Origin of the sequence: Paenarthrobacter sp. NPDC018779 (assembly GCF_044391085.1) — a bacterium.
Classification (GTDB): Bacteria; Actinomycetota; Actinomycetes; order Actinomycetales; family Micrococcaceae; genus Arthrobacter.
On record NZ_JBIRZS010000001.1, the window covers coordinates 209,313 to 232,536 of the forward strand.

Sequence of the window (23,224 nt, forward strand, 5' to 3'; positions counted from 1 at the left end):
TAGAGAAAAGGCCACACGTCATGCGTAACGCACAAAAGCCCTCCGGTATGCCGATTCACCGCTACCTGCCGTTCCAGGACCAGATCACCGTTGAAGTCCCCGACCGCACGTGGCCGGACAAAGTCATTACCAAAGCTCCCCGCTGGTGCGCCGTCGACCTCCGGGACGGCAACCAGGCCCTGATCGATCCCATGAGCCCGGCCCGCAAGCTGAAGATGTTCCAGCTGCTGGTGAAGATGGGTTTCAAGGAGATCGAGGTCGGTTTCCCCTCCGCATCGCAAACAGACTTCGACTTTGTCCGGCAGCTGATCGAAGGCGGGCATATTCCTGACGACGTCACCATCCAGGTGCTGACCCAGGCCCGCGAGCATCTGATCGAGCGGACGTACGAGTCCCTGGTTGGTGCCAAGCAGGCAATCGTGCACCTCTACAACTCCACGTCCGTGCTGCAGCGCCGGGTGGTCTTCAACCAGGATGAGGACGGAATCCTGGATATCGCATTGCAGGGCGCGCGGCTGTGCAAGAAGTATGAAGAGACCCTCGCGGATACGCACATCACCTACGAGTACTCGCCCGAGTCCTTCACGGGAACCGAGCTGGAGTACGCAGCCCGGGTGTGCAACGCCATCGCGGACGTCTTCGAAGCTTCGGCGGACAAGCAAGTCATCATCAACCTGCCGGCAACGGTGGAGATGGCAACGCCGAATGTCTACGCCGATTCAATCGAGTGGATGCACCGGAACCTGCACCCGCGTGAGGGCATCATTATCTCGCTGCACCCGCACAACGACCGCGGCACCGGTGTCGCTGCAGCCGAGCTGGGCTACCTGGCCGGCGCAGACCGGATTGAGGGTTGCCTCTTCGGCAACGGCGAGCGGACGGGCAATGTGGACCTGGTGACGCTGGGCTTGAACATGTTCGTCCAGGGGATCGACCCCATGATCGATTTCTCCGACATCGACGAGGTGCGCCGCACGGTCGAGTACTGCAACCAGCTGCCTGTCCCGGAGCGCGCGCCCTACGGTGGCGACCTCGTGTTCACGGCTTTCTCCGGTTCGCACCAGGATGCCATCAAGAAGGGCTTCGAAGCCCTGGAGAAGGACGCCGCCGCAGCAGGAGTTCCGGTCAAGGATTTCACGTGGCAGGTTCCTTACCTGCCGATCGATCCCAAGGACCTCGGTCGCAGCTACGAGGCCGTTATCCGCGTCAACTCCCAGTCCGGCAAGGGCGGCGTGGCCTACCTGTTGAAGAACGAGCACAACCTCGACCTGCCGCGCCGGGCGCAAATCGAGTTCTCGGGTGTGATCCAGCGCCGCACCGACGCCGTTGGCGGCGAAGTCAGTGGTGCCCAGCTGTGGCAGATTTTCCAGGACGAGTACCTGCCCTCGGACGAGGAACAGTCGCAGTGGGGCCGTTACTCCCTGGGCAGCGTCAGCACGGAGACGGACGAGTCCGGCGCCATGACCATGAACGCCAACCTGCGCATTGACGGCGTCGAAGTGCGGCGGACCGGGCACGGTAACGGCCCCATCGCCGCGTTCCTGGACATCCTGCACCATGACGGCGTGGACGTCCGCGTCCTGGACTACAGCGAACATGCATTGTCCGAAGGCGGCAGCGCCAGCGCCGCTGCCTACGTTGAGTGCGCAGTGGGCGAGCGGGTCCTGTGGGGTGTGGGGATCGATCCCAGCACCACCACGTCCTCGCTCAAGGCCCTGATTTCCGCAGTGAACCGGGCTGTCCGCGACGCCCAGGCCTAGCCGGATCCGTGGGGTGACGTGAAATACCGTCACCCCACGGCTTGGCGGTGCTCTCGGAAGCCGCGGCAATGCGAAGATTAGATGTGGCCAATCCATCGTCTTTCGCAGCCCGGTCGTACCGGGACGATGCTGTGGTGCTCCGTACCCACAAGCTCGGTGAGGCTGACAGGATCATCACGCTGCTCACCAAGCACCATGGGCAGGTCCGGGCGGTGGCCAAGGGCGTGCGCCGGACCAGCAGCCGATTCGGAGCCCGGCTTGAACCCTTCATGGTGGCCGACCTGCAGTTGGTGTCCGGCCGTACCCTGGACATCGTGACGCAAGCGGTGGCCAAGGGTGCCTACGGCAGCAGCATCGCTTCGGACTATGGCCGCTTCACGGTGGCCGCTGCCATGACCGAGACGGCAGAGAAGCTGACCGACGTCGACGCCGAATCAGGCACAGCCCAGTACAACCTGCTGGTGGGTGCTTTGGCCGCGCTGAGCCGTTCGGAGCATCCTCCGGAGCTCATCCTGGACTCCTACCTCCTGCGGGCCTTGGCCACGGGCGGCTGGGCACCCAGTTTCACCGATTGTGCCCGTTGTGGAACCCCGGGCCCGCATACGGCCTTCGCCGCGCCCTTGGGCGGGATGGTCTGTGGCGACTGCCGTCCGCCGGGATCACCGGCGCCTGCCCCGGAAACGGTGGTGCTTCTTGGTGCCCTGTTGACGGGGAACTGGGGTGTGGCAGACGGCTCCGACTCCCGGCACCGCAGGGAAGCGGCAGGCCTGGTGGCGGGCTATCTGCAATGGCATTTGGAACGCGCCGTGAAATCCCTCAAACATGTGGAGCGAAGCTAGCAGTGGTACTTGGTAAGAAGAGCAAAACACCCGCCCGGACCGCGCCGGTCACCGCACCCTACGCCCACCCCTCGGGAGCAGTTCCACCGGAGATTCCACAAGAGCTCGTTCCGCAGCACGTGGCCATTGTCATGGATGGCAACGGCCGTTGGGCGAACCAGCGCGGGCTTCCCCGCATCGAGGGGCACAAGGCCGGCGAACCGGCACTCCTCGACGTCATGGCCGGAGCGATCGAGCTCGGCATCAAATACGTCAGCGTCTACGCTTTTTCCACGGAGAACTGGCGGCGGTCGCCCGAAGAAGTCCGCTTCCTCATGGGATTTAACAAGGACGTGCTACGGCGCCAGCGGAACCAGCTCGACGAATGGGGAGTCAGGATCCGCTGGGCGGGACGCAAGCCCAAGCTCTGGGGGTCGGTGATCCGTGAACTGGAAGAGGCGGAGGAATACACCCGGGGCAACGACACCTGCACGTTGACCATGTGTGTTAATTACGGCGGCCGGGCAGAAATTGCCGACGCAGTATCCGCCATCGCCCAGGACGTGGCGGCGGGCGTCCTGAAGCCGGGTTCCGTGACTGAGAAGACCATCCAGAAGTACCTGGATGAGCCGGATCTCCCTGACGTGGATCTTTTCCTGCGCAGCTCCGGCGAACAGAGGTTGTCCAACTTCCTGCTGTGGCAGTCGGCCTACGCAGAGTTCGTCTTCATGGACACACTCTGGCCCGATGTGGACAGGCGGACCCTCTGGGACGCCGTGGAGATCTATGCCAAGCGCGATCGCCGTTACGGTGGCGCAGTGGATGCCGCTGCCCCGGCCAAGTAGCGGGGTTGTGCTACTTCAATAGGGGTAGGACGCCAACCACACACCCACATCCCGGTACGCCTGTTGGCGGATGGTCCTGCGCGACAGGAAGACATCGTGGAGGGCACCGGGATAGCGGAACACTGCCGTGCGCCGGCCGAGGCCCAAGGCGCGCCTTGACGTCTCCTCCACATCGATCACGGCGTCGGCGCGCATGAGCTCGGCTGTCCATTCGGCCTGGATCCTCGTGCGCCCGGACAGCAGGACAAGGACGGGAGCGTCGATGTTGAGTTTCCGCTCCACCGCACTGTGCCCGGCCAGGACGGCCTTGGTCCAGCCTGCCCTGATCGGGAACGATGCCCGGGGCCGCCACACAGGATCCAAGAGCCACTCTCCGTGGGCATCGCTGCTGACACTTTCCCAGTAAGCGGGCATATCCGGGAACCGGAACGGCCGCTTCGGGTCCGTGCGCGCGAACGGCTCAATCAGGTGCATGGCTATGCTGCGTACCAGGCTGCTGCCCTGGAGTTCCAACCAGGGGGAATTCAACACGAGCGTCCCGATGCGGCCCGGATTGCGGTCCGCCCACAATGCCGCGATCAGGCCGCCCAGGGAGTGGGCGATCATATGCACGGTTGGCGGAACGGAATTGCCGGTCCTCGAAGCCACGTCCAGTTCGATTTCGTCCAGCGCGGCAGCGATGTCGGTGTCGTAAATGGCCAGGTCCGAGGTATACCCGGGCGTTTGGCCGGGAAGCAGGCTCCGGCCGAACTTGCGGAGATCCAGGGCGTAAAAGTGGAACCCCGAGGCGGTGAGGTACTCGGCCAGTTCGGTTTGCAGAAAGTAGTCGGCCCATCCGTGCAGGTAGAGGACCGCGCGTGGAGCCGCTGAAGGATCGGCTGGGACGTGGCGGCGCTTACGTCGCGCGAAGCCCTGGAAAAAGTCCAGGATGCCGTGCGGCAGGGGCGCGGCCGGCTCCGGAAGATACCGGACCAGGGTTGCTTTGACCTCGCCTTCCTCGTCCGTCCCCAGGGGAAGGTCGAGGCGCTGGTAGCCACCGCCGAGAATATCCGGTTGCCACGTACCTACTGATTCTTCCGTGGTGGTCATGTATCGCCTTCCCCCTGGCGGACGGATGTGTTCTCTTCCATGAAACCGTGGATCCACCGTGCCAGCCGCGAATACGCATCGGCGCGTACCTTCGGCGCGGAGAGGAAGACGTCATGGAGTCCGCCCTCCACCCGCTCCAATGTGACGCTTTGTCCAAGTGCCATGGCCCGCACGGCGATGATGTCCACGTCCAGGACGGCATCGGACCGGCGCATCGATTCCTGCCAAACCATGCCGTTGGCGCTGGCTGCAGACGTGAGGACCAGCACAGGAACAGCCAGCCCCAAGCCGCGCGCCACCCGCGTGTGTCCGTCGAGGACGGCCCGGAGCCATCCTGCGCGGACCGGAAAGGCGAGCGGTGGCCTGTACTGTTCGTCGAGTGGCCATTCCCCCTCGGCAGTACTGCTGATGCTCCGGAAGTAGAACCCCCGCTCCGGAAGCTTCAGGACCATTTCGGGGCGCAGCCGTGCCAGGGGATGCACCATGGCCTGCGCGGCCCGGCGCACCACCGAATTGCCGTGCATTTCCAGCCAGGGGCTGTTCAGGATCAAGTACTGGATTGCGCCGGGATGGCGGCTGGCCCACAGCGCGGCGATGAGCCCACCGGTCGAGTGGCCCATGAGCGCCACCTTGTGCCCATTCCCTGCCGCGGAGTCGTTGTGGATGACGTCCAGGGCCTGCTGGATCTCGGCATCGTAGTCCTTGAGGTCGGCAACGTAGCCGCCGGTGGTATCGGTACCCAGGCTCCGGCCGTGGTTGTGCATGTCCAGGGCATAGAACCCGTATCCCAGGCCGGCCCAGAACTGCGCCAGTTCAATATTGAAGAAGTAGTCACTCCACCCGTGCAGGAAAAGCACGGCCCCGCGACCCTCGACGGCAGCGGCGCCCCTGTTGCCGTCGTCGGGCATCGCATCCGGCCTGTGGCGCACCAAGGTGGCCCGCCGGCTTGCGCCGCCGGGTCCTGGGGCCTGGATGCGGCAGGACTGGAAGTCCGGGCCGAGGATGTCCGTTGACCACTCCATGGCTTCAGCTTAGACACTTCCTGCTGCGTCGCGGCCGGCCGCCCTTCCGGTGAAGAGGCACCCACCCAGGAACGTTCCTTCAAGCGCCCTGTAGCCATGGATGCCGCCACCACCGAATCCGGCAGCTTCTCCCACGGCATACAATCCCGTGATGGCAGAACCGTCGCTGCCCAGCACCCGCGAACGCAGGTCCGTTTGCAGGCCGCCAAGGCTCTTGCGGGTAACCACCTGCAGGCGGATGGCAAGGAGCGGCCCATGGGCGGGGTCAGTGAGGCGGTGCGGGGGAGCCACCCGCATGAGGCGGTCCGTCGCGAAACGCCGCGCCGCGCGGATCTGGGCCAGTTGGGGGTCCTTTCCGAGCCCGCTGGATACCTGGAGGTCGCGGGCATGAATGAGCGCTGCCAGGGAGTCAGGGTGGACCAGTTCCGTACCCGCCAGACCGTTCATGCGGGCGGCCAATTCCCGGGGCGAGGCTCCTTGGACGAAATCGGCGCCCCGCTCAAGGAACCGTTCGATGGGTGTGTCGCCCCGCGGCTTGAGCCGGCCCAGCAACAACGGGATGTCCTTGCCCGTCAGGTCCGGGTTCTGCTCGGATCCGGAGAGGGCCAGTTCCTTCAGGGCGATGGTGCGGTTCAGGACGAACCAGGAGTACCCGTGGCCGGTTCGCACGATGTGGCGGAGCGCGCCCTGGGAGTCAAAGCCCGGAAACAAGGGCGCCGGCAGTTGCATGCCCTCGGCGTCCAACCACAGCGACGAAGGCCCGGGCAGGATCCTGATTCCGTGCTTGGGCCACACGGGATGGTAGTTGTGGATGCCTTCGGGGTAGTGCCACATGCGGTCCCCGTTGACCAGCGACGCACCGGCGGTCTCCGCGACCGCCAGGAAGGCGCCGTCAACGGAGGCGGGCACACCGCTGAGCATTTCCGGGGGTGCCAGCCCGCCGGGCCACTGGCGGCGCACCGTGTCGTGGTTGCCGCCGATACCGCCGGTGGCTACCACCACGGCTCCGCCAGCCGCTTCGAAATTCCCGACGACGGCCCGCGAGGAAGCCTGGCCGCGCACCGCCGTCGTGGGTTCCAAGGCGTCACCGCCAACACCGGTGACGGTGCCCGAGTGGACGGTCAGGGATGTTGCGCGGTGCCGCAGGTGCAGCGTGATGCGTCCGGCCGCGGCTCCCTCCCGCACCTTGGCGGCGAATGGTTCGACGACGGCGGGACCGGTTCCCCACGCGACGTGGAAGCGGGGGACGGTGTTTCCGTGGCCTTGGGGACCGTAGCCGCCCCGTTCTGCCCACTGCACGAGCGGGAAGATGCCTACGCCCAGGCTCCTTAGCCACGAACGCTTTTCACCGGAGGCGAAGTCCACATAGGCCTCGGCCCACCTTCGCGCATGGGCATCGTCGTCGCGGTCGAATGCTGCCGAAGACAACCAGTCCTGCAGGGCGAGTTCAGCACTGTCCTTGACGCCCAGGCGCCGCTGTTCGGGGGTGTCCACCATGAACAAGCCACCGAACGACCAGTGTGCCTGGCCACCCAGTGATGCGGATCCTTCCTGGTCCAGGATGGCCACGGACTTGCCCGCTGCATACGCGGTGGCGGCAGCAACCAGGCCCGAGAGGCCGGCCCCGACCACCAGCACATCTGCGTTGATGCGGTTTCCATGATGTCCGTCACGATCCTGAAGCGGCATGGGTACATGCTAGCGCCAGGCAGGTCACGGGTTTGGCGAGTGGTGCGGAAACCGGAAAACTAGGATCATGCGTGTTTACCCCACCTTCTTCAAGCTTGCCTTCTCCTGGATGGATGCCGAGAAAGCACACAAGATCGGTTTCCAGGCCATCCGGGCAGTCCACCGCAGTGGTGCCGGCCGGATCCTGGCCAGGATCACCGCCCCTGATGCATCGCTCCGCACCGAGGCGCTGGGCTTGACCTTCCCATCTCCCTTCGGCCTGGCAGCGGGATTCGACAAGGAGGGCCATGGAATAGAGGCGCTCTCCGAACTTGGTTTCGGACACGTGGAGGTGGGCACCATTACGGGGCAGGCCCAGCCCGGCAACGACAAGCCGCGGCTGTTCCGCTTGATTGAGGACCGCGCGGTCATCAACCGCATGGGCTTCAACAACGACGGCGCCGCGGCAGTGGCTCCACGGCTGAAGTCCGCGCGGGCCGCCCTGCAGCGTGCACACGCCGGCGTGCGGCCGGTGATTGGCGTCAACATTGGCAAGACCAAAGTGGTGGAACTCGATGCTGCTACGGAGGACTATCTGGTCAGCGCACGCGGGCTCGCGCCGGCAGCCGACTACCTTGTGGTCAATGTCAGCTCTCCCAACACGCCTGGGCTGCGGCTGCTCCAGAACGTCGAGACACTGCGCCCCCTGCTGCGCGCCGTCGGTGACGCGGCTGACGAGTCCGCGGGACGCCACGTTCCTCTGCTGGTCAAGATCGCTCCCGACCTCAGCAACGAAGACATCGACGACGTCGCACGGCTGGCGTTGGACCTCAAGCTGGACGGCATCATCGCCACGAACACCACCATCGGCCGCGAAGGCCTCGCCAGCGAAGCCGCCAAGGTGGAGGCGCTCGGCGCCGGAGGACTGTCCGGTGCACCACTGAAGCAGCGTTCCCTGGAGGTGCTGCGCCGCCTCAAGGATGCCGTGGGGGACCAATTGGTGTTGATCGCCGTGGGCGGGGTGGAAACAGCACAGGACGTCCAGGAGCGGCTGGACGCCGGCGCCACCCTGGTGCAGGGTTACACGGCATTCCTCTACGAGGGTCCCTTCTGGGCATCACGCATCAACAAAGGACTTGCCAGGATCCGGAAGCGCGGTGCCTAACGGACGCGGTGCCTAAGGGACGCGGTGCCTGAGGGAAAGGCCCAGGCAGGCACGAAGGCCCCGGACCAAGTGGTCCGGGGCCTTCGCTTTAAGGTTGGTGTGCTCTTAGGACGGGTACTGGCCGCGCTTGACCAGAGGCTTGGGGAGGCGGAGCTTGCGGAACTGCAGGGCGCGCATGCAGCCATACCAAACGGTTCCGCGTTCCACCTCGCCGAACTTGGCAGTAAGCCGCTTGCGGAGCTGGCGGGAGAGGATGAAGACATCCACGAAGACTGCCAGGAACATGATCCAGAAACCGATCAGGACATACGTGATCTGGGCGCTGTTGGACGGAATGATGAACGACACCACCACGAACAGGAGCGCACCGAACATCAGGTACTCGCCGAGGGTGAACCGGGCATCGACGTAGTCGCGGGCAAAGCGCTTCTGCGGACCCTTGTCCCTGAGGGGAAGATACTTTTCTTCGCCGGTGTCCAGGGCCTGCCGCATCTTCTGGCGCTGGTCCTGGATGGCCACCCGCTCCGCCTCCTTGGAGGCCTTGCGGTCCGTTGGCACCAGCGGGCGCTTCCGTGCCGCTTCCTGGGCTTTCCGTTTGGGCGTGGGAGCGCCCTTCCCAATGACGGGGTCCTGGGCGGCGGCGTGGGCCTGGTCAACTACTGATTGAGCGCTTGGCTCTTCCTTTTTGCGTCCGAACACCACTACAGAATACAGCGCGGGCTGGTGGCGTACGTTACGCACGGGGCTGGAGCGAAGGCATGGGGTGCCGTGCCTCACCAGGACGGGAGCTACCCGGCGGTAAGGTTTGGGGCATGACTTCAGCACATGCGGGGAACCCGCAGAATACCCCAGGGAACTCCGACACCACCCCGGTCGCGGGCCAATCCGTGGACGGTGTGGATACCGCCGCCCTCAACGCAGCCGTCAACGAGCATTTCGACGGGACGGTCTCAGCCCTCAAGGACCTGGTGGCCATTCCGGGCATCGCCTGGGCCAGCTTCGACCCCGCGGAACTTGACCGCAGCGCCGAAGCCGTCGCGGAACTGGTCCGCGAAGCGGGCATGGAGGACGTCCGGATCCTGCGGGCCGCAAAGGCCGATGGCACGCCCGGCGGGCCGGCCGTCGTCGCGCACCGGCCCGCGCGCGACGGAAAGCCGACCATCCTGCTGTACGCCCACCACGACGTCCAGCCTCCGGGGGAACGTTCGCTTTGGACGTCGGAGCCGTTCGTGGCGGAGGAGCGCGAGGGGCGACTCTATGGGCGGGGTGCTGCCGATGACAAAGCCGGCATCATGGCGCACCTTGCGGCCTACAGCGCCGCCGTGAAAGTCCTGGGCGAGGACTTTGGCCTTGGCGTGACCTTCTTCTTCGAAGGTGAAGAGGAAGCCGGCTCGCCTACGTTCCGCACGTTCCTTGAGGAACACAAAGAGCTGCTGCGTTCGGACGTGATCGTGGTGGCTGATTCCAGCAACTGGAAAGTGGGCGTCCCTGCCCTCACCACCAGCCTCCGGGGACTCGTTGACGGCACGTTTGAAGTACGGGTCCTGGAGCACGCCGTCCATTCGGGAATGTTTGGTGGGCCTGTGCTGGATGCGCCCACCCTGCTCTCCCGCCTCATCGCAACCCTCCACGACGAGCACGGCAATGTGGCCGTCGAGGGGTTGGTGGCCCGTGACGAGGTTGCCGTTGACCTCGCCGAAGCCGACTACCGCGCCGATGCGTCCGTGCTCGACGGCGTGCAGCTGGCCGGCAGCGGCACCATCGCCTCGCGCCTGTGGACCAAGCCGGCACTGTCCATCATCGGCATCGATGCGCCGGCGGTGGCCGTTGCCTCCAACACGCTGATTCCAGCAGCCAGGGCAAAATTCAGCATGCGCCTGGCGCCCGGTCAGGATCCGGAAGCAGCCATGGACGCCCTGGAGCGGCACGTCCATGCCCACGCTCCGTTTGGCGCAAAGGTCACCTTCACCCCGGGGGAGCGGGGCAACGCATTCTCAACGGACACCAGTTCCGTAGCAGCGCAGGTGGCGCTGTGGGCCCTCGGCCAGGCCTGGGGAGTGGAGCCCGTTGAAATGGGCATAGGGGGTTCCATCCCATTCATCGCCGATTTGATGGAGGTCTACCCGGAGGTCCAGATCCTGGTCACCGGCGTGGAGGATCCGGACAGCCGGGCCCACAGTGCCAACGAATCCCTGCACCTTGGGGACTTCCGGCACGCCGTATTGGCCGAGGCGCTGATGCTGGCCAGGTTGAACGGGAACAAGTAACTGCGGGCCGTGGTTACGTCAGGAGTTATAGCTCAGCGCCTGCGCGACGTAGCATGGAGCTATAACCCGTACGTAATTGGGTAAGGGCAGGCAGCGTCCCCGGCGCAGCCGCCAAGCGCGTTATAAGAAGGTAGGCCAATGAGCACTGCAACCAACGAAAACAGCACTGGAGCACAGCTCGCCGAGAGCGAAGAGCTTCCCACGCACGAGGTCAACCTGACCGACGTCGCAGCAGGCAAGGTCCGCAGCCTCCTGGAACAGGAAGGGCGTACTGACCTGCGCCTGCGCGTTGCAGTCCAGCCGGGCGGTTGCTCGGGCCTGATCTACCAGCTCTACTTCGATGAGCGCCTGCTCGACGGCGACGCCGTCCGGGACTACGACGGCGTCGAAGTCGTGGTGGACAAGATGAGCGTCCCTTACCTCAGCGGTGCGAGCATCGACTTCGAGGACACCATCTCGAAGCAGGGCTTCACCATTGACAACCCGAACGCCGGCGGCTCGTGCGCTTGCGGCGACTCGTTCCACTGACGTGAGCCATCGCCGCATGTCGGCGCCGTCCCGGACGTGTTTAACCGCGTTCGGAGCCACGGCGCCGACATGTGCGCGAAAACCGCTTCATAGCGGTAAGCTCTACATCGGGTAGTAAAACTTTTAGTGTGCCCGGTGGGCCTTTGGCCTGCCGGGCGACAGCAACAAGAGGAAGGGCCGTCTGTGAGTTCGCAGAACCGAACCGGCAGCCGACGCATAAAGATCACCTCGATCACTGGCTTGGCACTAGCCGGCGCGTTGGTTTTGACCGGATGTTCACCAGAGGTAGAGAAGGGTTGGCTGCCTACAGAGCGCGGCACCACCAACCACACTGACCGGATCATGGACCTCTGGGTCAACTCATGGATCGCCGCCTTGGCAGTCGGTATCATCACGTGGGGCCTGCTGGTCTGGTGCATCATTGCCTACCGCCGCCGCAAGGGCACCACCGGTTTCCCGAAGCAGCTCAGCTACAACCTGCCGCTCGAGGTCTTCTACTTGACCATCCCGCTGTTCATGGTGCTGGTGTTCTTCTACTTCACCGACCAGGACCAGCGCGCGATCGATGACCGTTCGCAGCCTGCAGACGTCGTCGTTGACGTCCGTGGCAAGCAGTGGGCATGGGACTTCAACTACAAGCAGGGCCAGGTTATTTCCGAGGACCTTCACGAGGCCGGCGTCCAGGCCCACCTGACGGGCAACGAGGTCAACAAGGATCTCCTGCCCACCTTGTACTTGCCGGTCAACAAGTCGGTTGACCTGGAGCTCAACTCCCGCGATGTCATCCACTCCTTCTGGGTTCCCGCCTTCCTGCAGAAGCGCGACATGATCCCCGGCAAGACCAACTACATCCGTTTCACCCCCACCAAGGAAGGCACCTTCGACGGTAAGTGTGCTGAACTTTGCGGTGAATACCACTCCGAAATGCTCTTCCGCGTCAAGGTTGTCTCCGAGTCCGAATTCCAGGCTCACATGGACCAGCTTCGCCAAGAGGGCAACACGGGCCTGCTCGGTGCGGAATACGACCGCAACCCGAACCTGAACGAAAAGTAAGGGGAGCGACGTGGCTACATACACTCAATCCGCCGGGACCCTCGAGGCTCCCGTAGTTCCTAAATCCAAGGGACGCATCGTCGTCAACTGGATCACCTCCACGGACCACAAGACCATCGGGTACATGTACCTCATTGCGTCGTTCGTGTTCTTCTGCCTCGGTGGCGTCATGGCGCTGCTCATCCGTGCTGAACTGTTCGAACCCGGTATGCAGATCCTGCAGACCAAGGAACAGTACAACCAGATGTTCACCATGCACGGCACGGTCATGCTCCTCATGTTCGCGACGCCGCTGTTCGCCGGCTTCGCCAACGTGATCATGCCGCTCCAGATCGGTGCTCCGGATGTCGCGTTCCCGCGTCTGAACGCCCTGGCCTTCTGGTTCTTCCTCTTCGGTTCCACCATTGCCGTCTCAGGCTTCATCACCCCGCAGGGTGCTGCGTCCTTCGGTTGGTTCGCCTACGCTCCGTTGTCCAACACAACGTTCAGTCCGGGCGTTGGTGGTGACTTGTGGGTCTTCGGCCTCGCCCTGTCAGGTTTCGGAACCATCCTTGGTGCGGTCAACTTCATCACCACCATCATCTGCATGCGTGCTCCCGGCATGACCATGTGGCGCATGCCGATCTTCACCTGGAACACGCTGGTTACGGCCATCCTGGTGCTGATGGCCTTCCCGCCGCTCGCTGCTGCGCTGTTCGCACTCGGTGCCGACCGCCGCTTCGGTGCGCACATCTTCGATCCCGAAAACGGTGGCGCAGTCCTGTGGCAGCACCTGTTCTGGTTCTTCGGACACCCTGAGGTTTACATCATCGCGCTGCCGTTCTTCGGCATTGTCTCGGAGATCTTCCCGGTCTTCAGCCGCAAGCCGATCTTCGGTTACAAGGGCCTGGTCTACGCAACGATCGCCATTGCCGCACTGTCCGTCACTGTGTGGGCCCACCACATGTACGTGACCGGTTCGGTCCTGCTTCCGTTCTTCGCCTTCATGACCATGCTGATCGCAGTCCCCACCGGCGTGAAGTTCTTCAACTGGATCGGTACTCTTTGGCAGGGTTCCATCACCTTCGAGACGCCCATGCTGTGGAGCATCGGCTTCCTGGTGACGTTCCTCTTCGGTGGCCTCACCGGCATCATCCTGGCTTCGCCGCCGCTGGACTTCCACGTCTCCGACTCCTACTTCGTGGTGGCACACTTCCACTACGTGGTCTTCGGTACCGTCGTCTTCGCAATGTTCGCCGGCTTCTACTTCTGGTGGCCCAAGTGGACGGGCAAGATGCTCAACGAGCGCCTCGGCAAGATCCACTTCTGGCTGCTGTTCCTCGGCTTCCACGGCACGTTCCTGATCCAGCACTGGCTGGGTGTTGAGGGCATGCCCCGCCGTTACGCCGACTACATGCCGCAGGACAACTTCACCTGGATGAACCAGTTCTCCACGATTTCCTCCTTCGTGCTGGGCGCGTCGCTGCTCCCGTTCTTCTGGAACGTCTACATCACCTGGCGCAGCAACAAGAAGGTTGAAGTTGACGATCCCTGGGGCTTCGGTGCCTCGCTCGAGTGGGCAACCTCTTGCCCGCCGCCGCGTCACAACTTCACCTCCCTGCCCAGGATCCGTTCGGAGCGTCCGGCCCTGGACCTCCACCACCCGGAGCTTGCACAGGTGCACACCGCAGAAGCCCCCTCGCCCGCAGCTGCCGTCCTCGGCAACGCAGACCAGAAGGACGTCCGCAAGTGAAAATCGAATCATGGCTCTTCGGCGCCGGAGTCTTCTTCTTCGTCCCCGTCACCATCGTCTACGGCATCCTGACCGAATGGTCTGAATGGGTTGGCGTCCTGGGCATCCTGCTGGTGGGTGGCCTGGCTGGCATGATCGGTGCCTACCTTGGCTTCACCGGTCGCCGTGTTGGCATGCGTCCCGAGGACCGTCCCGACGCGGAAATCCATGAAGGTGCCGGCGAGCAGGGCCACTTCAGCCCCTGGAGCTGGTGGCCGCTGGTTCTGGGCCTCGCCTGCGCAGGTGGCTTCCTGGGCCTGGCAATAGGTTTCTGGGTCACGTTCGTTGCTGCTGGTCTCGCCGTCGTTGCACTCGTCGGCTGGGTCTTCGAGTACAGCCGCGGCGATCACGCCCACTAAGCAACACAGTCATTACGACGTCGGCCCCCACCTTATGGTGGGGGCCGACGTCGTTTTTCATGTCCTTGAAGTTGCCGCCCCCGCTTGTTTTCCCAGGGGTCCGGCAGTGGCTCAGTGGGCCTCCGGAGCCTCGAGTATGGCGGAGAGCGCTGAGAGTGCATCTTCGGCGTCCAAGGCCGTCTGCGCGCCTTCAGGGCTGTCCTGGGTGACTTCCAGCACAACCTCGCAGCCGTGGGCAAAGTCCTCGGTCATGACTTCCAGAAGGGACCTGGCATCCACCGGCTCGCCGTCGATCTTCCGGATGGTGATTGGAAGGCCCGTTTCAGTAACGGCGCGGACAAAGACGGCTGCCGCCCGGGCGTGAAGCCCGATTTCGGCGGCGACAAAGGATTTCAGCTGCGGCAAGCCAGCTCCTAGCGTTGGGGGAGGGACCCGTTGGGGTATGGGGCTCATCCAAGCCTAGCTGCCGCTATTCCCTTTGCCGATATTGCGACCGGAGCTGGTCTAGACCTCCGCACAACTGACTTACCCTTGTTGTATGAGCCAAACATCGGTTGGGAGACGTTGTGCCTGAAGCAGCGAACATCGCCGGCGAGATTGACCGCACCAGCAGCACGCCCATTTACATTCAGCTCAGGGAGATCCTCCGGGCCTTCATTGGGCAGTCGTGCCCGCCGGGCTCCTCCCTGCCCTCGGAGCGGGATCTGTCGCTGCGCTTTGGGCTTGCCAGGATGACCGTGCGCCAAGCCATCGACGCCTTGGTGGGCGAAGAGGTCCTGGAACGGGTTGTGGGCTTGGGAACCTTCGTCAAGAAACCCAAACTGGACCTGCAAGTGAAGCTGACGTCCTACAGCGAGGAAATGCAGCGCCGCGGCATGGTACCGGCCGCAAAGGTGCTCAGCTTTGAGCAGATCGCGGCCAGCGCCTTCCTGGCGAGGGAACTGCAACTGGAGGAGGGCACACCCCTGGTGCGCTTCCGCCGCTTGCTCCTTGCGGACAATGAGCCCATGAGCGTGGATGAGAACTTCATCCCCGCGCACCGTGTCCCCGGGCTGTTGGACGATGCTCCACCAACGTCCCTTTACAACGTCCTCAGTGAACGCTTCGGCTTGGTGATGGAGTGGGGCGAAGACATGATCGAAGCGACGGCGGCTTCGCCATCCACGGCACGTCTCTTGAATGTCGATGTCGGCTCCCCGCTGTTGAAAATCCAGCGCCACGCCTTCGTGGCCCGGGCCATGGTGGACTACTCAGTCTCCTACTATCGTGCTGACAGGTACAAGCTGTGGATTCCCCTGCAGAGGCCGGGTGTGCGGCCTACCAGGAACTATTCATCCGGCTACAGGACGCAATAGCTGGGCCCGGCACCCAGGGCAGCGGCCGGAAATACAGAAAGGGCGGGCCCGATCCCTGGGGATCGGGCCCGCCCTTTCAGCGGTTCAGCTAGTGGCTGAGGCTCTTCTGGTCGGAACCAGCTTCGATGGCCTCGTGGTGGCCATGAGCATGTGCGGCCTCGAGTTCGGCAGGTGTCGCCGGGGCAACCCTGTCCTCGAAGAACCACTTGGAGAGAGCCGCGCGGCGCTTTTCCTTGCGGGTGACCACGCCGTGTTCGTTCGGCTCCGCAGGCAACGGAGCCGGTGACTCGAAACCAACGAGCTTGTAGCGCTTGTACTCGTCCAGCGGTGCGTGCACCTCAATGAACTCACCATGGGGGAGTCGCACGATGCGACCGGTTTCGCGGCCGTGGAGTGCGATTTCGCGGTCCTTGCGCTGCAAAGCGAGGGCGATGCGCTTGGTCACGATGAACGCGATGACCGGACCAATGAAGAACAGCGCACGCAGCCAATAGGTGACGTCGTTGAGCGAAACGTGGAAGTGCGTCGCGATGAGGTCGGATCCGGCAGCTGCCCACATGACGCAGTACCAGGTGAAGCCGGCAACACCGATGGCCGTACGCGTTGGAGCGTTGCGGGGACGGTCCAGGACGTGGTGCTCACGGTTGTCCTTGGTGATCCAACGCTCGATCCACGGGTACATGAACAGCACCGTGAAGATGATGCCTGCCGGGACCAGTGCCGGCAGCAGGACATTCAGGGTCAGCGTGTGCCCGAAGATGACGTATTCGAAGTGGAAGCCATTCACAACACCGGGCATCAGGCGCAGGGCACCGTCAACGAACCCGATGTACCAGTCAGGCTGGGTACCAGCCGAAACGGGGGAGGGGTCGTAGGGGCCGTAGTTCCAGATCGGGTTGATGGTGAAAGCGGCTGCCATGAGCGCAAGGACACCGAAGACGATGAAGAAGAAGCCGCCGGCCTTGGCTGCGTAGACAGGACCGAGGGGGTAGCCAACAACGTTGCCGTCGTTACGGCCCGGGCCCGGGTACTGGGTGTGCTTGTGGACAACAACCATGAACAAGTGCACGACGATCATCAGGAGGATGAGGGCAGGCACGAGCAGGATGTGCAGGACGTACAGGCGGCCGATGATGGCCGTACCCGGGAACTCGCCGCCGAAGAGGAAGAACGAGATGTACGTGCCGATGACCGGGATGGACTTGATCACGCCGTCGATGATGCGCAGGCCGTTGCCGGACAGCAGGTCATCGGGGAGGGAGTAGCCGGTGAAGCCTGCGGCCATCGCAAGGATGAGCAGGACGCCACCAACAACCCAGTTCATTTCACGCGGCTTGCGGAATGCACCCGTGAAGAAGACGCGAAGCATGTGGACACCGAGGGAGGCCACGAACAGCAGAGCCGCCCAGTGGTGTACCTGGCGCATGAACAGGCCGCCGCGAACGTCGAAGGAGATGTTCAGTGACGAATTATAGGCCACGGACATTTCGACGTTGTACAACGGGGTGTACGAACCCTGGTAGTGCGTTTCCGCCATGGAGGGATCGAAGAAGAACGTCAGGAACGTTCCGGACATCAGCAGGATGACGAAGGAATACAGCGCCACCTCACCGAACATGAATGACCAGTGGTCGGGGAAGACCTTGCGACCGAATTCGCGCAGGATACCGGAGCCACCTACACGCTCGTCCACGAAGTCAGTAAAACGGCCAACCTTGGTCTTCGCTACGAAGGGGGCTTCAGCTGTTGATGAGGCGCTCATGCTCGTCACGCTCCCAGTAACTCGGTCCTACAGGTTCTTTGAAGTCGCTTGTGGCGACGAGGTAGCCCTCTGCGTCAACTGCGATGGGCAGCTGGGGAAGCGGACGGCTGGCCGGTCCAAAGATGACCTTGCATTCCTGCGTGAGGTCGAACGTGGACTGGTGGCAGGGGCACAGGAGGTGGTGGGTCTGCTGCTCGTAGAGGGCAACAGGACAACCAACGTGCGTGCAGATCTTGGAGTAGGCAACAATGCCGTTGTAGCTCCAGTTTTCGCGGCCCTCGGACGGGTGCAACGAGTTCGGGTCGAGGCGCATGAGCAAAACGACGGCCTTGGCCTTCTCGTTGAGCTTGCCCTCGTGCAGTTCGTTGAGGCCCTCGGGAATGACGTGGAAGGCAGAACCGATGGTGACGTCCGATGCCTTGATGGGGGTGCCATCGGGGTCGCGGGTGAGACGCTTGAGCTTGCCATCCTGCGGAGCCCACATGGTGTGCGCCAGCTTGTCATCCGGACGGGGACCGAGGTCGCCGAAGATCGCCAGCGCGGGCAGGGGAGCCAGCGCCACAGCTCCAAGGAGCGTGTTGCGGATCAGCGGGCGGCGCTTGATGCCGGTCTCTTCGACGATGTCATCCACAATGCGGACGGCCGCCTGGCGGTCTTCCTCCGTGCGGATGGCGTGGCGCTCTTCCGATACTTCGTGGTCCGGCATGAGTGCCTTGGCCCAGTGGACGATACCGGTGCCGATACCGAGCATGGCAAAGGCGGTGCCCAGGCCAAGCAGCAGGTTCTGCGTGCGGATCGTCGCGATCGTGGAGTCTTCGCCCAGATCGATGGCGAAGTACGCCACCAGGAACACCAGGGTGCCGATGACGGAAATGCCAAACAGAATGGCTACCTGACGCTCGGCGCGCTTTGCGGCTACCGGGTCCGTGTCAGCCAGGCGCAAACGATGCGGAGGAAGACCAGGATCCTGGAACTTCTCCACCTCATTCTGACCAGCCGTAGCTACGGTGCCCGAGTGGTTCGGACTGCCGTCACTATGGTTGCCCATAATTCGCCTCATCCTTCTCTCGTTGTCCCGGCCTGCGCCGGGTTTGTTTTCAGTTCAAAACTGCTGTCAGTGCAGCAGAAGTTTGTTTCCGCCTGGATCAGGACGTACGTGACGTCAACCAGATGGTGAATGCGATGATCACGCCAAGACCGGCTACCCACACGAACAGGCCCTCAGACACCGGACCGAGCGAGCCGAGGTCCGCTCCACCGGGTGATCCGTTGGCTTCGATCGTCTTGAGGAAGGTGATGATGTCGCGCTTGTCTTCCGGGGTGACGTTCGAATCGTTGAACACGGGCATGTTCTGCGGTCCCGTGGCCATTGCCTCGTAGATGTGCTTGCCGGTGACATCGGCAAGGGCGGGCGCGAACTTACCGCGGGTAAGTGCACCACCTGCGGCTGCGGCGTTGTGGCACATGGCGCAGTTCACACGGAAGAGCTCGCCACCCTTGGCAGCGTCACCCTTCTCATCCAGGAGGTGTTCCTCGGGGATTGCCGGGCCGGCGCCGAGCGATGCGACGTAGGCCGAGAGCTGCTTGGTCTGCTCGTCGTTGAACTGAACGGGCTTCTTCTGTGCCTGCGGGCCATTCATCTGCATGGGCATACGGCCGGTGCCAACCTGGAAGTCAACTGCTGCTGCACCCACGCCGACCAGCGAAGGGCCGTCCTGGGTTCCGCTTGCACCCATGCCGTGGCAGGTGGCGCAGTTGGCGGCAAAGAGCTTGCCGCCTTCCTCTACGTCACTGGCGCTGTAGCTCGTGGTGTCGGCCTTGGCCTGGTTGACGGAAGTGGCAATGGCGTAAAGCCCACCAGTGAGGAGGAGGCCCATCAGCAGCAGTGCAATGGCTGCCAGTGGGTGACGTCGCTTCTGCGAGAGTGCCTTCACGTGGTGGTTCCTTTATTCGATCCTGCGTCGGCTCCGTGAGCCGCTTCTTGAAATTCTGCCTCTTGTAGAAAAAGAGTCAAGGCCGGCTACTTGAGGACGTAGATGACCAGGAAGAGGCCGATCCACACGACGTCGACGAAGTGCCAGTAGTAAGAGGTGACGATCGCCGAGGTAGCTTCGAAGTGTCCGAACTTCTTGGCTGCGAATGCGCGGCCAATGATGAAGAGGAACGCGATCAAACCGCCGATGACGTGGAGGCCGTGGAAGCCGGTGGTCATGTAGAAGGCGGAGCCGTAGGCGTTGGAGGACAAGGAAACGTGCTCGGAGACGAGCATGGCGTATTCCGTGGTCTGTCCGGCTACGAAGAAGGCACCCATGATGAAGGTGAGGATGAACCATTCATTCATGCCCCAGCGGGTGAACTGGAAAGGGCCGCCCGTGCGGCGCGGTTCGAGCCGTTCGGCGGCGAACACGCCCATCTGGCAAGTAAAGGAACTGGCCACGAGGACGATGGTGTTGACGAGCGCAAACGGGAAGTTGAGCTTGGCCGTCTCTTCGGCCCACAGCGCTCCGGAAGTGGAACGCAGGGTGAAGTACATAGCAAAGAGGCCGGCGAAGAACATCAACTCACTGGACAGCCAAACAACGGTTCCAACAGAAACCAGGTTGGGGCGGTTCAGCGTCGGGTGCGCCGGGGTACTGGGGGCATGGGTCGCAGATGTCACAAGGACATTATGTCTGTAAAAGTCCAGAGTTCCCAATGCAAACCACCGTTTGGGGAGACTTTTTCTACAAAGACGCGAAATCGCGCGGAAAAGTTCCCGGGCAGGTTCACATTGGTCATCAGCGCTGCTCGGTCGATAGCATCGGGGAGTGACTTCTCCGGCATCGGCACCTGCAGCCAGCAACACCTGGCCAGGGCTCATCTCTGCACTGATCAATGGCGACGACCTTGCGGTGGAGAACACGCAGTGGGCCATGAACACCATCATGGCCGGAGATGCGACTCCGGCACAGATCGCCGGCTTCCTTGTTGCCTTGCGCGCCAAGGGTGAGACCGTGGAAGAACTCGCGGGCCTGGTGGAAGCCATGGTCCAGAACGCAAACCCCATAGAAATCTCCGGTGAGAAGCTGGACATTGTTGGTACCGGTGGCGACCGCCTCAACACGGTGAACATTTCCACCATGGCCGCCCTCGTTGCCGCCGGCGCCGGGGCAAAGGTTGTTAAGCACGGCAACCGTGCCGCGTCATCCGCCTCGGGCTCCGCCGACGTCCTCGAAGCGCTCGGGGTCCGTTTGGACTTGTCCATAGAGCAGGTGGCCCGCAATGCGGAGGAGGCAGGAATCACCTTCTGCTTCGCGCAGGTCTTCCACCCGTCCTTCCGGCATACCGCTGTTCCCCGCAGGGAACTTGCCGTTCCTACGGCCTTCAACTTCCTTGGTCCCATGACCAACCCTGCCCACGTGCAGGCTTCCGCCGTGGGTGTGGCCAATGCCCGCATGGCGCCGTTGGTGGCAGGCGTGCTTGCACGACGTGGCAGCCGCGGGCTCGTTTTCCGTGGTGACGACGGATTGGATGAACTGACTCCCACGGGTCCCTCGACTGTCTGGGAGATCCGTGACGGTGTGGTTACCGAACAGGTCTTTTCACCGGCGGACCTTGGAATCGGCCCGTCCACCGTGGCGGACCTCCGTGGCGGTGATGCCGGGGCGAATGCCCAGGTGGTTCGGGAAATCCTCGACGGCAAGACCGGCCCCGTCCGTGATGCCGTGCTGTTGAACGCGGCAGCGGGGCTTGTGGCTGCGGACCTTGCCGCGGAGGGAACGCTCGTGGACCGGATGCGGGCTGCTTTCGGCCGTGCTGCCGAGTCCGTCGATTCAGGTGCCGCCGCTGGTGTCCTGGCAAAATGGACGGACCTCAGCCGGAGCTAGGCTCCGGGGGGATTTCCGGAGGGTATCCCCCGGAGATTTACTCGAATCCGAGGGCGAAGGCAGCGTCGAGGTCGTGCTGCGAGTAGGCGCGGAAGGCGATGTGGGTGGTGGTGTGGACCACCGATGGAACCTTGGACAAGCGGTCCGCGATGACGTCTGCCAGGTCTTCATGCTTGGACACGCGCGCCACCGCGATCAGGTCCCATTCGCCAGTCACTGAATAGACCTCGCTGATGCCCTGGATGGCCGAGATTTGTTCGGCGGTTTCCGGGATGCGGGAAGCGTTGGTCTTGATCAGGACGAATGCGGTGATCACGGGGGGCCTTTCCGAAAAAAGCGTCATTGCGGACGCTCTCCAGCCTAGTGCATATGGTCTGTTCCGGTCCCTGTCAGGAGCGGCTGTGGCGTTTCCTCGAAAGCCTGCTTGCGATCGCCACAATCCCGCGGAAACCCAGGAGCAGGATGCCCAGGGCAAGGAGTGCCACGATCACGAAGGGCAACACGACGCTTTGGCCGGTAAGCGCCCTGAGCAGCATTCCTCCAATGAGGGCGCCCATCCATACGGCCACGCCGGAGGGCCAGAGTGCAAAAGGCCTGCACCACACCCGCAGGGCCAGCCAGGCTGCGGCGGCCCCCACCAGGAAGGGCCAGGCGGTGAGGAACGCGCCGCCGATGATGTCGCCACGGGTGTGGGCGTCACGTCCTATGGCGGCGAAAACAAGGATCAGGACGAGGTCACCGGCGGCAGCGAAAATCCACCGGTTCTTGGGGGTAGGCATGCAACCGACACTATCCGTGTGCGGCGAATATCGCGAAGTGGGTGAACTTCCCTTGATTGGCGGGCTTCTTGCCGGGACGATGGCTGCGAAAGAAGCCTGACAGGCCATCATGGAGGTTGATCATGCGGTTCATCCAAGTCGCCCAACGCGCCGAGGACCTGGAACGGGCAGCGGAGTTCTATTCCTCGCTACTCGGGAAGGAGCCCCAAGCCGTCTTTGATCCGCCCGGCCTGTTGTTCTTCGATGTCGGTGGAGTCCGTCTCCTGCTGGAGAAGGGTGCGCCGTCGGCGTTGGTCTACCTGGAGGTGGCAGACCTCCCCTCGTCCGTTGAAGGGCTTCGCGCCGAGGGCGTAAGGATTCTCGCAGAACCGCACGTCATCTTCGTCCACGAGGACGATCGGCTGGGCCCGCCGGGCTCGGAGGAATGGATGGCGTTCGTGGAGGACAGCGAGGGCAATACCGTGGGCCTGGTGAGCCGGATCCGGACGTCCGGCGACTAGGTGGCGTTTTCGCGGAATGCGCCGGTGACCGCTCCGCCGTCGGGCATTGTTCCGAACGCGCCGGAGCGTTAGCCTCAACCGGGGACGGCTTGTCCCGAGCGACATGGGAGGACCAAGGCAATGCAGAAGATTTCCACGTGTTTGTGGTTCGACGGCCAGGCAGCGGAAGCGGCCGAGTTCTACACCTCGACCTTTGACAACGCAGTCATGGGGCAGTCCATGCCGGGACCGGACGGCCAGCCCTTAACGGTGGAGTTCGAGCTTGAGGGGCGGCAGTTCATGGCGCTGAACGGCGGCCCTGCCTTCACCTTCAACGAGGCAGTTTCGCTGGTGATCAACTGCGATTCGCAGGAAGAGGTGGACCGCTACTGGGAAGCCCTGCTGGTAGGCGGGGAGGAAAGCATGTGCGGTTGGCTGAAGGACAAGTACGGGCTCTCCTGGCAGGTTATTCCCAAAGGCTTTACGGACGTCCTCACCGGACCGGATCCCGAAGGTGCGCGCCGTGCCATGGAAGCCATGATGAAGATGCGGAAGCTGGACATCGCAGCTCTTCGGAAGGCCTACGACGGCGACTGAAAAGACTGCGCGACAGGCACCTGATGCCGCTGCTAGCATGG

At 63.3% G+C, this 23,224-nt stretch carries 24 protein-coding genes; 13 read left to right on the forward strand and 11 right to left on the reverse strand.

Going from position 1 to position 23,224, the window contains the following annotated elements:
- Nucleotides 1–20: 20 nt before the first annotated feature.
- The 3 genes from leuA (at nucleotide 21) to ACH488_RS01010 (ending at nucleotide 3,423) form a co-directional block, all read left to right on the forward strand.
- A complete protein-coding gene (leuA, locus tag ACH488_RS01000; RefSeq protein ID WP_397321685.1) occupies nucleotides 21–1,760 on the forward strand; it encodes a 2-isopropylmalate synthase in 1,740 nt (579 codons plus the stop codon).
- A 68-nt stretch (nucleotides 1,761–1,828) separates the two neighbouring features.
- On the forward strand, nucleotides 1,829–2,599 hold the full coding sequence (recO, locus tag ACH488_RS01005) for a DNA repair protein RecO (protein WP_397321686.1): 771 nt from the start codon (nucleotides 1,829–1,831) through the stop codon (nucleotides 2,597–2,599).
- Between the two features lie 2 nt (nucleotides 2,600–2,601).
- Nucleotides 2,602–3,423, forward strand: a complete 822-nt coding sequence (locus ACH488_RS01010) for an isoprenyl transferase (RefSeq protein ID WP_397321687.1) — start codon at nucleotides 2,602–2,604, stop codon at nucleotides 3,421–3,423.
- Between the two features lie 15 nt (nucleotides 3,424–3,438).
- Here ACH488_RS01010 and ACH488_RS01015 read toward each other — a convergent pair whose 3' ends face one another.
- The 3 genes from ACH488_RS01015 to ACH488_RS01025 are packed head-to-tail and all read right to left on the reverse strand — an operon-like array spanning nucleotide 3,439 to nucleotide 7,223.
- Nucleotides 3,439–4,512 carry an alpha/beta hydrolase gene (locus tag ACH488_RS01015; protein WP_397321688.1) on the reverse strand — a complete coding sequence of 358 codons (1,074 nt, stop codon included), beginning with the start codon at nucleotides 4,510–4,512 and terminating at the stop codon, nucleotides 3,439–3,441.
- Nucleotides 4,509–5,534 (reverse strand): alpha/beta hydrolase, encoded by a 1,026-nt coding sequence (locus ACH488_RS01020; protein WP_397321689.1) that lies wholly within the window; start codon nucleotides 5,532–5,534, stop codon nucleotides 4,509–4,511. Before ACH488_RS01020 ends, ACH488_RS01015 begins: the two co-directional genes overlap by 4 nt.
- Nucleotides 5,535–5,543: 9 nt before the next feature.
- Nucleotides 5,544–7,223, reverse strand: coding sequence for an FAD-binding dehydrogenase (locus ACH488_RS01025; protein WP_397321690.1), 1,680 nt, complete (start codon nucleotides 7,221–7,223; stop codon nucleotides 5,544–5,546).
- A 67-nt stretch (nucleotides 7,224–7,290) separates the two neighbouring features.
- Here ACH488_RS01025 and ACH488_RS01030 point away from each other — a divergent pair, with 67 nt between their 5' ends.
- Nucleotides 7,291–8,367: a quinone-dependent dihydroorotate dehydrogenase gene (locus tag ACH488_RS01030; protein ID WP_397321691.1), complete on the forward strand. Its 1,077-nt coding sequence runs from the start codon at nucleotides 7,291–7,293 to the stop codon at nucleotides 8,365–8,367.
- A gap of 105 nt (nucleotides 8,368–8,472) precedes the next feature.
- Here the strand turns inward: ACH488_RS01030 and ACH488_RS01035 are convergent, their stop codons facing one another.
- Nucleotides 8,473–9,066, reverse strand: a complete 594-nt coding sequence (locus ACH488_RS01035; protein WP_397321692.1) for a DUF3043 domain-containing protein — start codon at nucleotides 9,064–9,066, stop codon at nucleotides 8,473–8,475.
- Nucleotides 9,067–9,179: 113 nt separating this feature from the next.
- On the opposite strand from ACH488_RS01035, the gene ACH488_RS01040 reads away from it, so the two are divergent.
- The 5 genes from ACH488_RS01040 (at nucleotide 9,180) to ACH488_RS01060 (ending at nucleotide 14,345) form a co-directional block, all read left to right on the forward strand.
- Nucleotides 9,180–10,634 (forward strand): dipeptidase, encoded by a 1,455-nt coding sequence (locus ACH488_RS01040; RefSeq protein ID WP_397321693.1) that lies wholly within the window; start codon nucleotides 9,180–9,182, stop codon nucleotides 10,632–10,634.
- Nucleotides 10,635–10,772: 138 nt separating this feature from the next.
- The gene (locus tag ACH488_RS01045) at nucleotides 10,773–11,162 is read left to right on the forward strand and encodes a HesB/IscA family protein (protein WP_387437248.1); all 390 of its coding nucleotides are present in this window, start codon (nucleotides 10,773–10,775) and stop codon (nucleotides 11,160–11,162) included.
- A 183-nt stretch (nucleotides 11,163–11,345) separates the two neighbouring features.
- A complete protein-coding gene (gene coxB / locus ACH488_RS01050; RefSeq protein ID WP_397321694.1) occupies nucleotides 11,346–12,215 on the forward strand; it encodes a cytochrome c oxidase subunit II in 870 nt (289 codons plus the stop codon).
- Nucleotides 12,216–12,225: 10 nt separating this feature from the next.
- Nucleotides 12,226–13,947, forward strand: a complete 1,722-nt coding sequence (gene ctaD / locus ACH488_RS01055; RefSeq protein ID WP_387437250.1) for a cytochrome c oxidase subunit I — start codon at nucleotides 12,226–12,228, stop codon at nucleotides 13,945–13,947.
- Nucleotides 13,944–14,345: a cytochrome c oxidase subunit 4 gene (locus ACH488_RS01060; RefSeq protein WP_397321695.1), complete on the forward strand. Its 402-nt coding sequence runs from the start codon at nucleotides 13,944–13,946 to the stop codon at nucleotides 14,343–14,345. Before ctaD ends, ACH488_RS01060 begins: the two co-directional genes overlap by 4 nt.
- 111 nt (nucleotides 14,346–14,456) lie before the next feature.
- On the opposite strand, the gene ACH488_RS01065 is transcribed toward ACH488_RS01060, so the two are convergent.
- Nucleotides 14,457–14,750 carry an HPr family phosphocarrier protein gene (locus tag ACH488_RS01065; protein WP_397321696.1) on the reverse strand — a complete coding sequence of 98 codons (294 nt, stop codon included), beginning with the start codon at nucleotides 14,748–14,750 and terminating at the stop codon, nucleotides 14,457–14,459.
- Nucleotides 14,751–14,911: 161 nt separating this feature from the next.
- Between ACH488_RS01065 and ACH488_RS01070 the strand changes: the two genes are divergently transcribed.
- Nucleotides 14,912–15,700 (forward strand): GntR family transcriptional regulator, encoded by a 789-nt coding sequence (locus ACH488_RS01070; RefSeq protein ID WP_397321697.1) that lies wholly within the window; start codon nucleotides 14,912–14,914, stop codon nucleotides 15,698–15,700.
- Between the two features lie 88 nt (nucleotides 15,701–15,788).
- On the opposite strand, the gene ACH488_RS01075 is transcribed toward ACH488_RS01070, so the two are convergent.
- The 4 genes from ACH488_RS01075 to ACH488_RS01090 form a co-directional block, all read right to left on the reverse strand.
- Nucleotides 15,789–17,462, reverse strand: coding sequence for a cytochrome bc complex cytochrome b subunit (locus ACH488_RS01075; RefSeq protein WP_397321698.1), 1,674 nt, complete (start codon nucleotides 17,460–17,462; stop codon nucleotides 15,789–15,791).
- The gene (locus tag ACH488_RS01080; protein WP_397321699.1) at nucleotides 17,440–18,510 is read right to left on the reverse strand and encodes a Rieske 2Fe-2S domain-containing protein; all 1,071 of its coding nucleotides are present in this window, start codon (nucleotides 18,508–18,510) and stop codon (nucleotides 17,440–17,442) included. Before ACH488_RS01080 ends, ACH488_RS01075 begins: the two co-directional genes overlap by 23 nt.
- Before the next feature lie 97 nt (nucleotides 18,511–18,607).
- Complete coding sequence (locus tag ACH488_RS01085; RefSeq protein ID WP_397321700.1) at nucleotides 18,608–19,396, reverse strand: c-type cytochrome; 789 nt, start codon at nucleotides 19,394–19,396, stop codon at nucleotides 18,608–18,610.
- Between the two features lie 86 nt (nucleotides 19,397–19,482).
- Nucleotides 19,483–20,121: a heme-copper oxidase subunit III gene (locus tag ACH488_RS01090; protein WP_397321701.1), complete on the reverse strand. Its 639-nt coding sequence runs from the start codon at nucleotides 20,119–20,121 to the stop codon at nucleotides 19,483–19,485.
- A 148-nt stretch (nucleotides 20,122–20,269) separates the two neighbouring features.
- On the opposite strand from ACH488_RS01090, the gene trpD reads away from it, so the two are divergent.
- Nucleotides 20,270–21,328 (forward strand): anthranilate phosphoribosyltransferase, encoded by a 1,059-nt coding sequence (gene trpD, locus ACH488_RS01095; protein WP_397321702.1) that lies wholly within the window; start codon nucleotides 20,270–20,272, stop codon nucleotides 21,326–21,328.
- A gap of 37 nt (nucleotides 21,329–21,365) precedes the next feature.
- On the opposite strand, the gene ACH488_RS01100 is transcribed toward trpD, so the two are convergent.
- Nucleotides 21,366–21,644, reverse strand: a complete 279-nt coding sequence (locus ACH488_RS01100) for an Lrp/AsnC family transcriptional regulator (protein WP_397321703.1) — start codon at nucleotides 21,642–21,644, stop codon at nucleotides 21,366–21,368.
- A gap of 73 nt (nucleotides 21,645–21,717) precedes the next feature.
- Complete coding sequence (locus tag ACH488_RS01105; RefSeq protein WP_397321704.1) at nucleotides 21,718–22,107, reverse strand: DUF3054 domain-containing protein; 390 nt, start codon at nucleotides 22,105–22,107, stop codon at nucleotides 21,718–21,720.
- A 122-nt stretch (nucleotides 22,108–22,229) separates the two neighbouring features.
- Here ACH488_RS01105 and ACH488_RS01110 point away from each other — a divergent pair, with 122 nt between their 5' ends.
- Both ACH488_RS01110 and ACH488_RS01115 read left to right on the forward strand, forming a co-directional pair.
- Nucleotides 22,230–22,607 (forward strand): VOC family protein, encoded by a 378-nt coding sequence (locus ACH488_RS01110; protein ID WP_397321705.1) that lies wholly within the window; start codon nucleotides 22,230–22,232, stop codon nucleotides 22,605–22,607.
- 120 nt (nucleotides 22,608–22,727) lie between these two features.
- Nucleotides 22,728–23,183: a VOC family protein gene (locus ACH488_RS01115; protein ID WP_397321706.1), complete on the forward strand. Its 456-nt coding sequence runs from the start codon at nucleotides 22,728–22,730 to the stop codon at nucleotides 23,181–23,183.
- Nucleotides 23,184–23,224: the final 41 nt, after the last annotated feature.

Bases quoted from the DNA above. Each gene is read 5' to 3' on its own strand.
- leuA (WP_397321685.1), top strand. From the start codon at position 21: ATGCGTAACGCACAAAAGCCCTCCGGTATGCCGATTCACCGCTACCTG.
- ACH488_RS01080 (WP_397321699.1), bottom strand. From the start codon at position 18,510: ATGGGCAACCATAGTGACGGCAGTCCGAACCACTCGGGCACCGTAGCT.
- ACH488_RS01020 (WP_397321689.1), bottom strand. From the start codon at position 5,534: ATGGAGTGGTCAACGGACATCCTCGGCCCGGACTTCCAGTCCTGCCGC.
- ACH488_RS01025 (WP_397321690.1), bottom strand. From the start codon at position 7,223: ATGCCGCTTCAGGATCGTGACGGACATCATGGAAACCGCATCAACGCA.
- ACH488_RS01105 (WP_397321704.1), bottom strand. From the start codon at position 22,107: ATGCCTACCCCCAAGAACCGGTGGATTTTCGCTGCCGCCGGTGACCTC.
- ACH488_RS01110 (WP_397321705.1), top strand. From the start codon at position 22,230: ATGCGGTTCATCCAAGTCGCCCAACGCGCCGAGGACCTGGAACGGGCA.
- ACH488_RS01040 (WP_397321693.1), top strand. From the start codon at position 9,180: ATGACTTCAGCACATGCGGGGAACCCGCAGAATACCCCAGGGAACTCC.
- ACH488_RS01015 (WP_397321688.1), bottom strand. From the start codon at position 4,512: ATGACCACCACGGAAGAATCAGTAGGTACGTGGCAACCGGATATTCTC.
- ACH488_RS01045 (WP_387437248.1), top strand. From the start codon at position 10,773: ATGAGCACTGCAACCAACGAAAACAGCACTGGAGCACAGCTCGCCGAG.
- recO (WP_397321686.1), top strand. From the start codon at position 1,829: ATGCGAAGATTAGATGTGGCCAATCCATCGTCTTTCGCAGCCCGGTCG.
- ACH488_RS01075 (WP_397321698.1), bottom strand. From the start codon at position 17,462: ATGAGCGCCTCATCAACAGCTGAAGCCCCCTTCGTAGCGAAGACCAAG.
- ACH488_RS01115 (WP_397321706.1), top strand. From the start codon at position 22,728: ATGCAGAAGATTTCCACGTGTTTGTGGTTCGACGGCCAGGCAGCGGAA.
- ACH488_RS01030 (WP_397321691.1), top strand. From the start codon at position 7,291: ATGCGTGTTTACCCCACCTTCTTCAAGCTTGCCTTCTCCTGGATGGAT.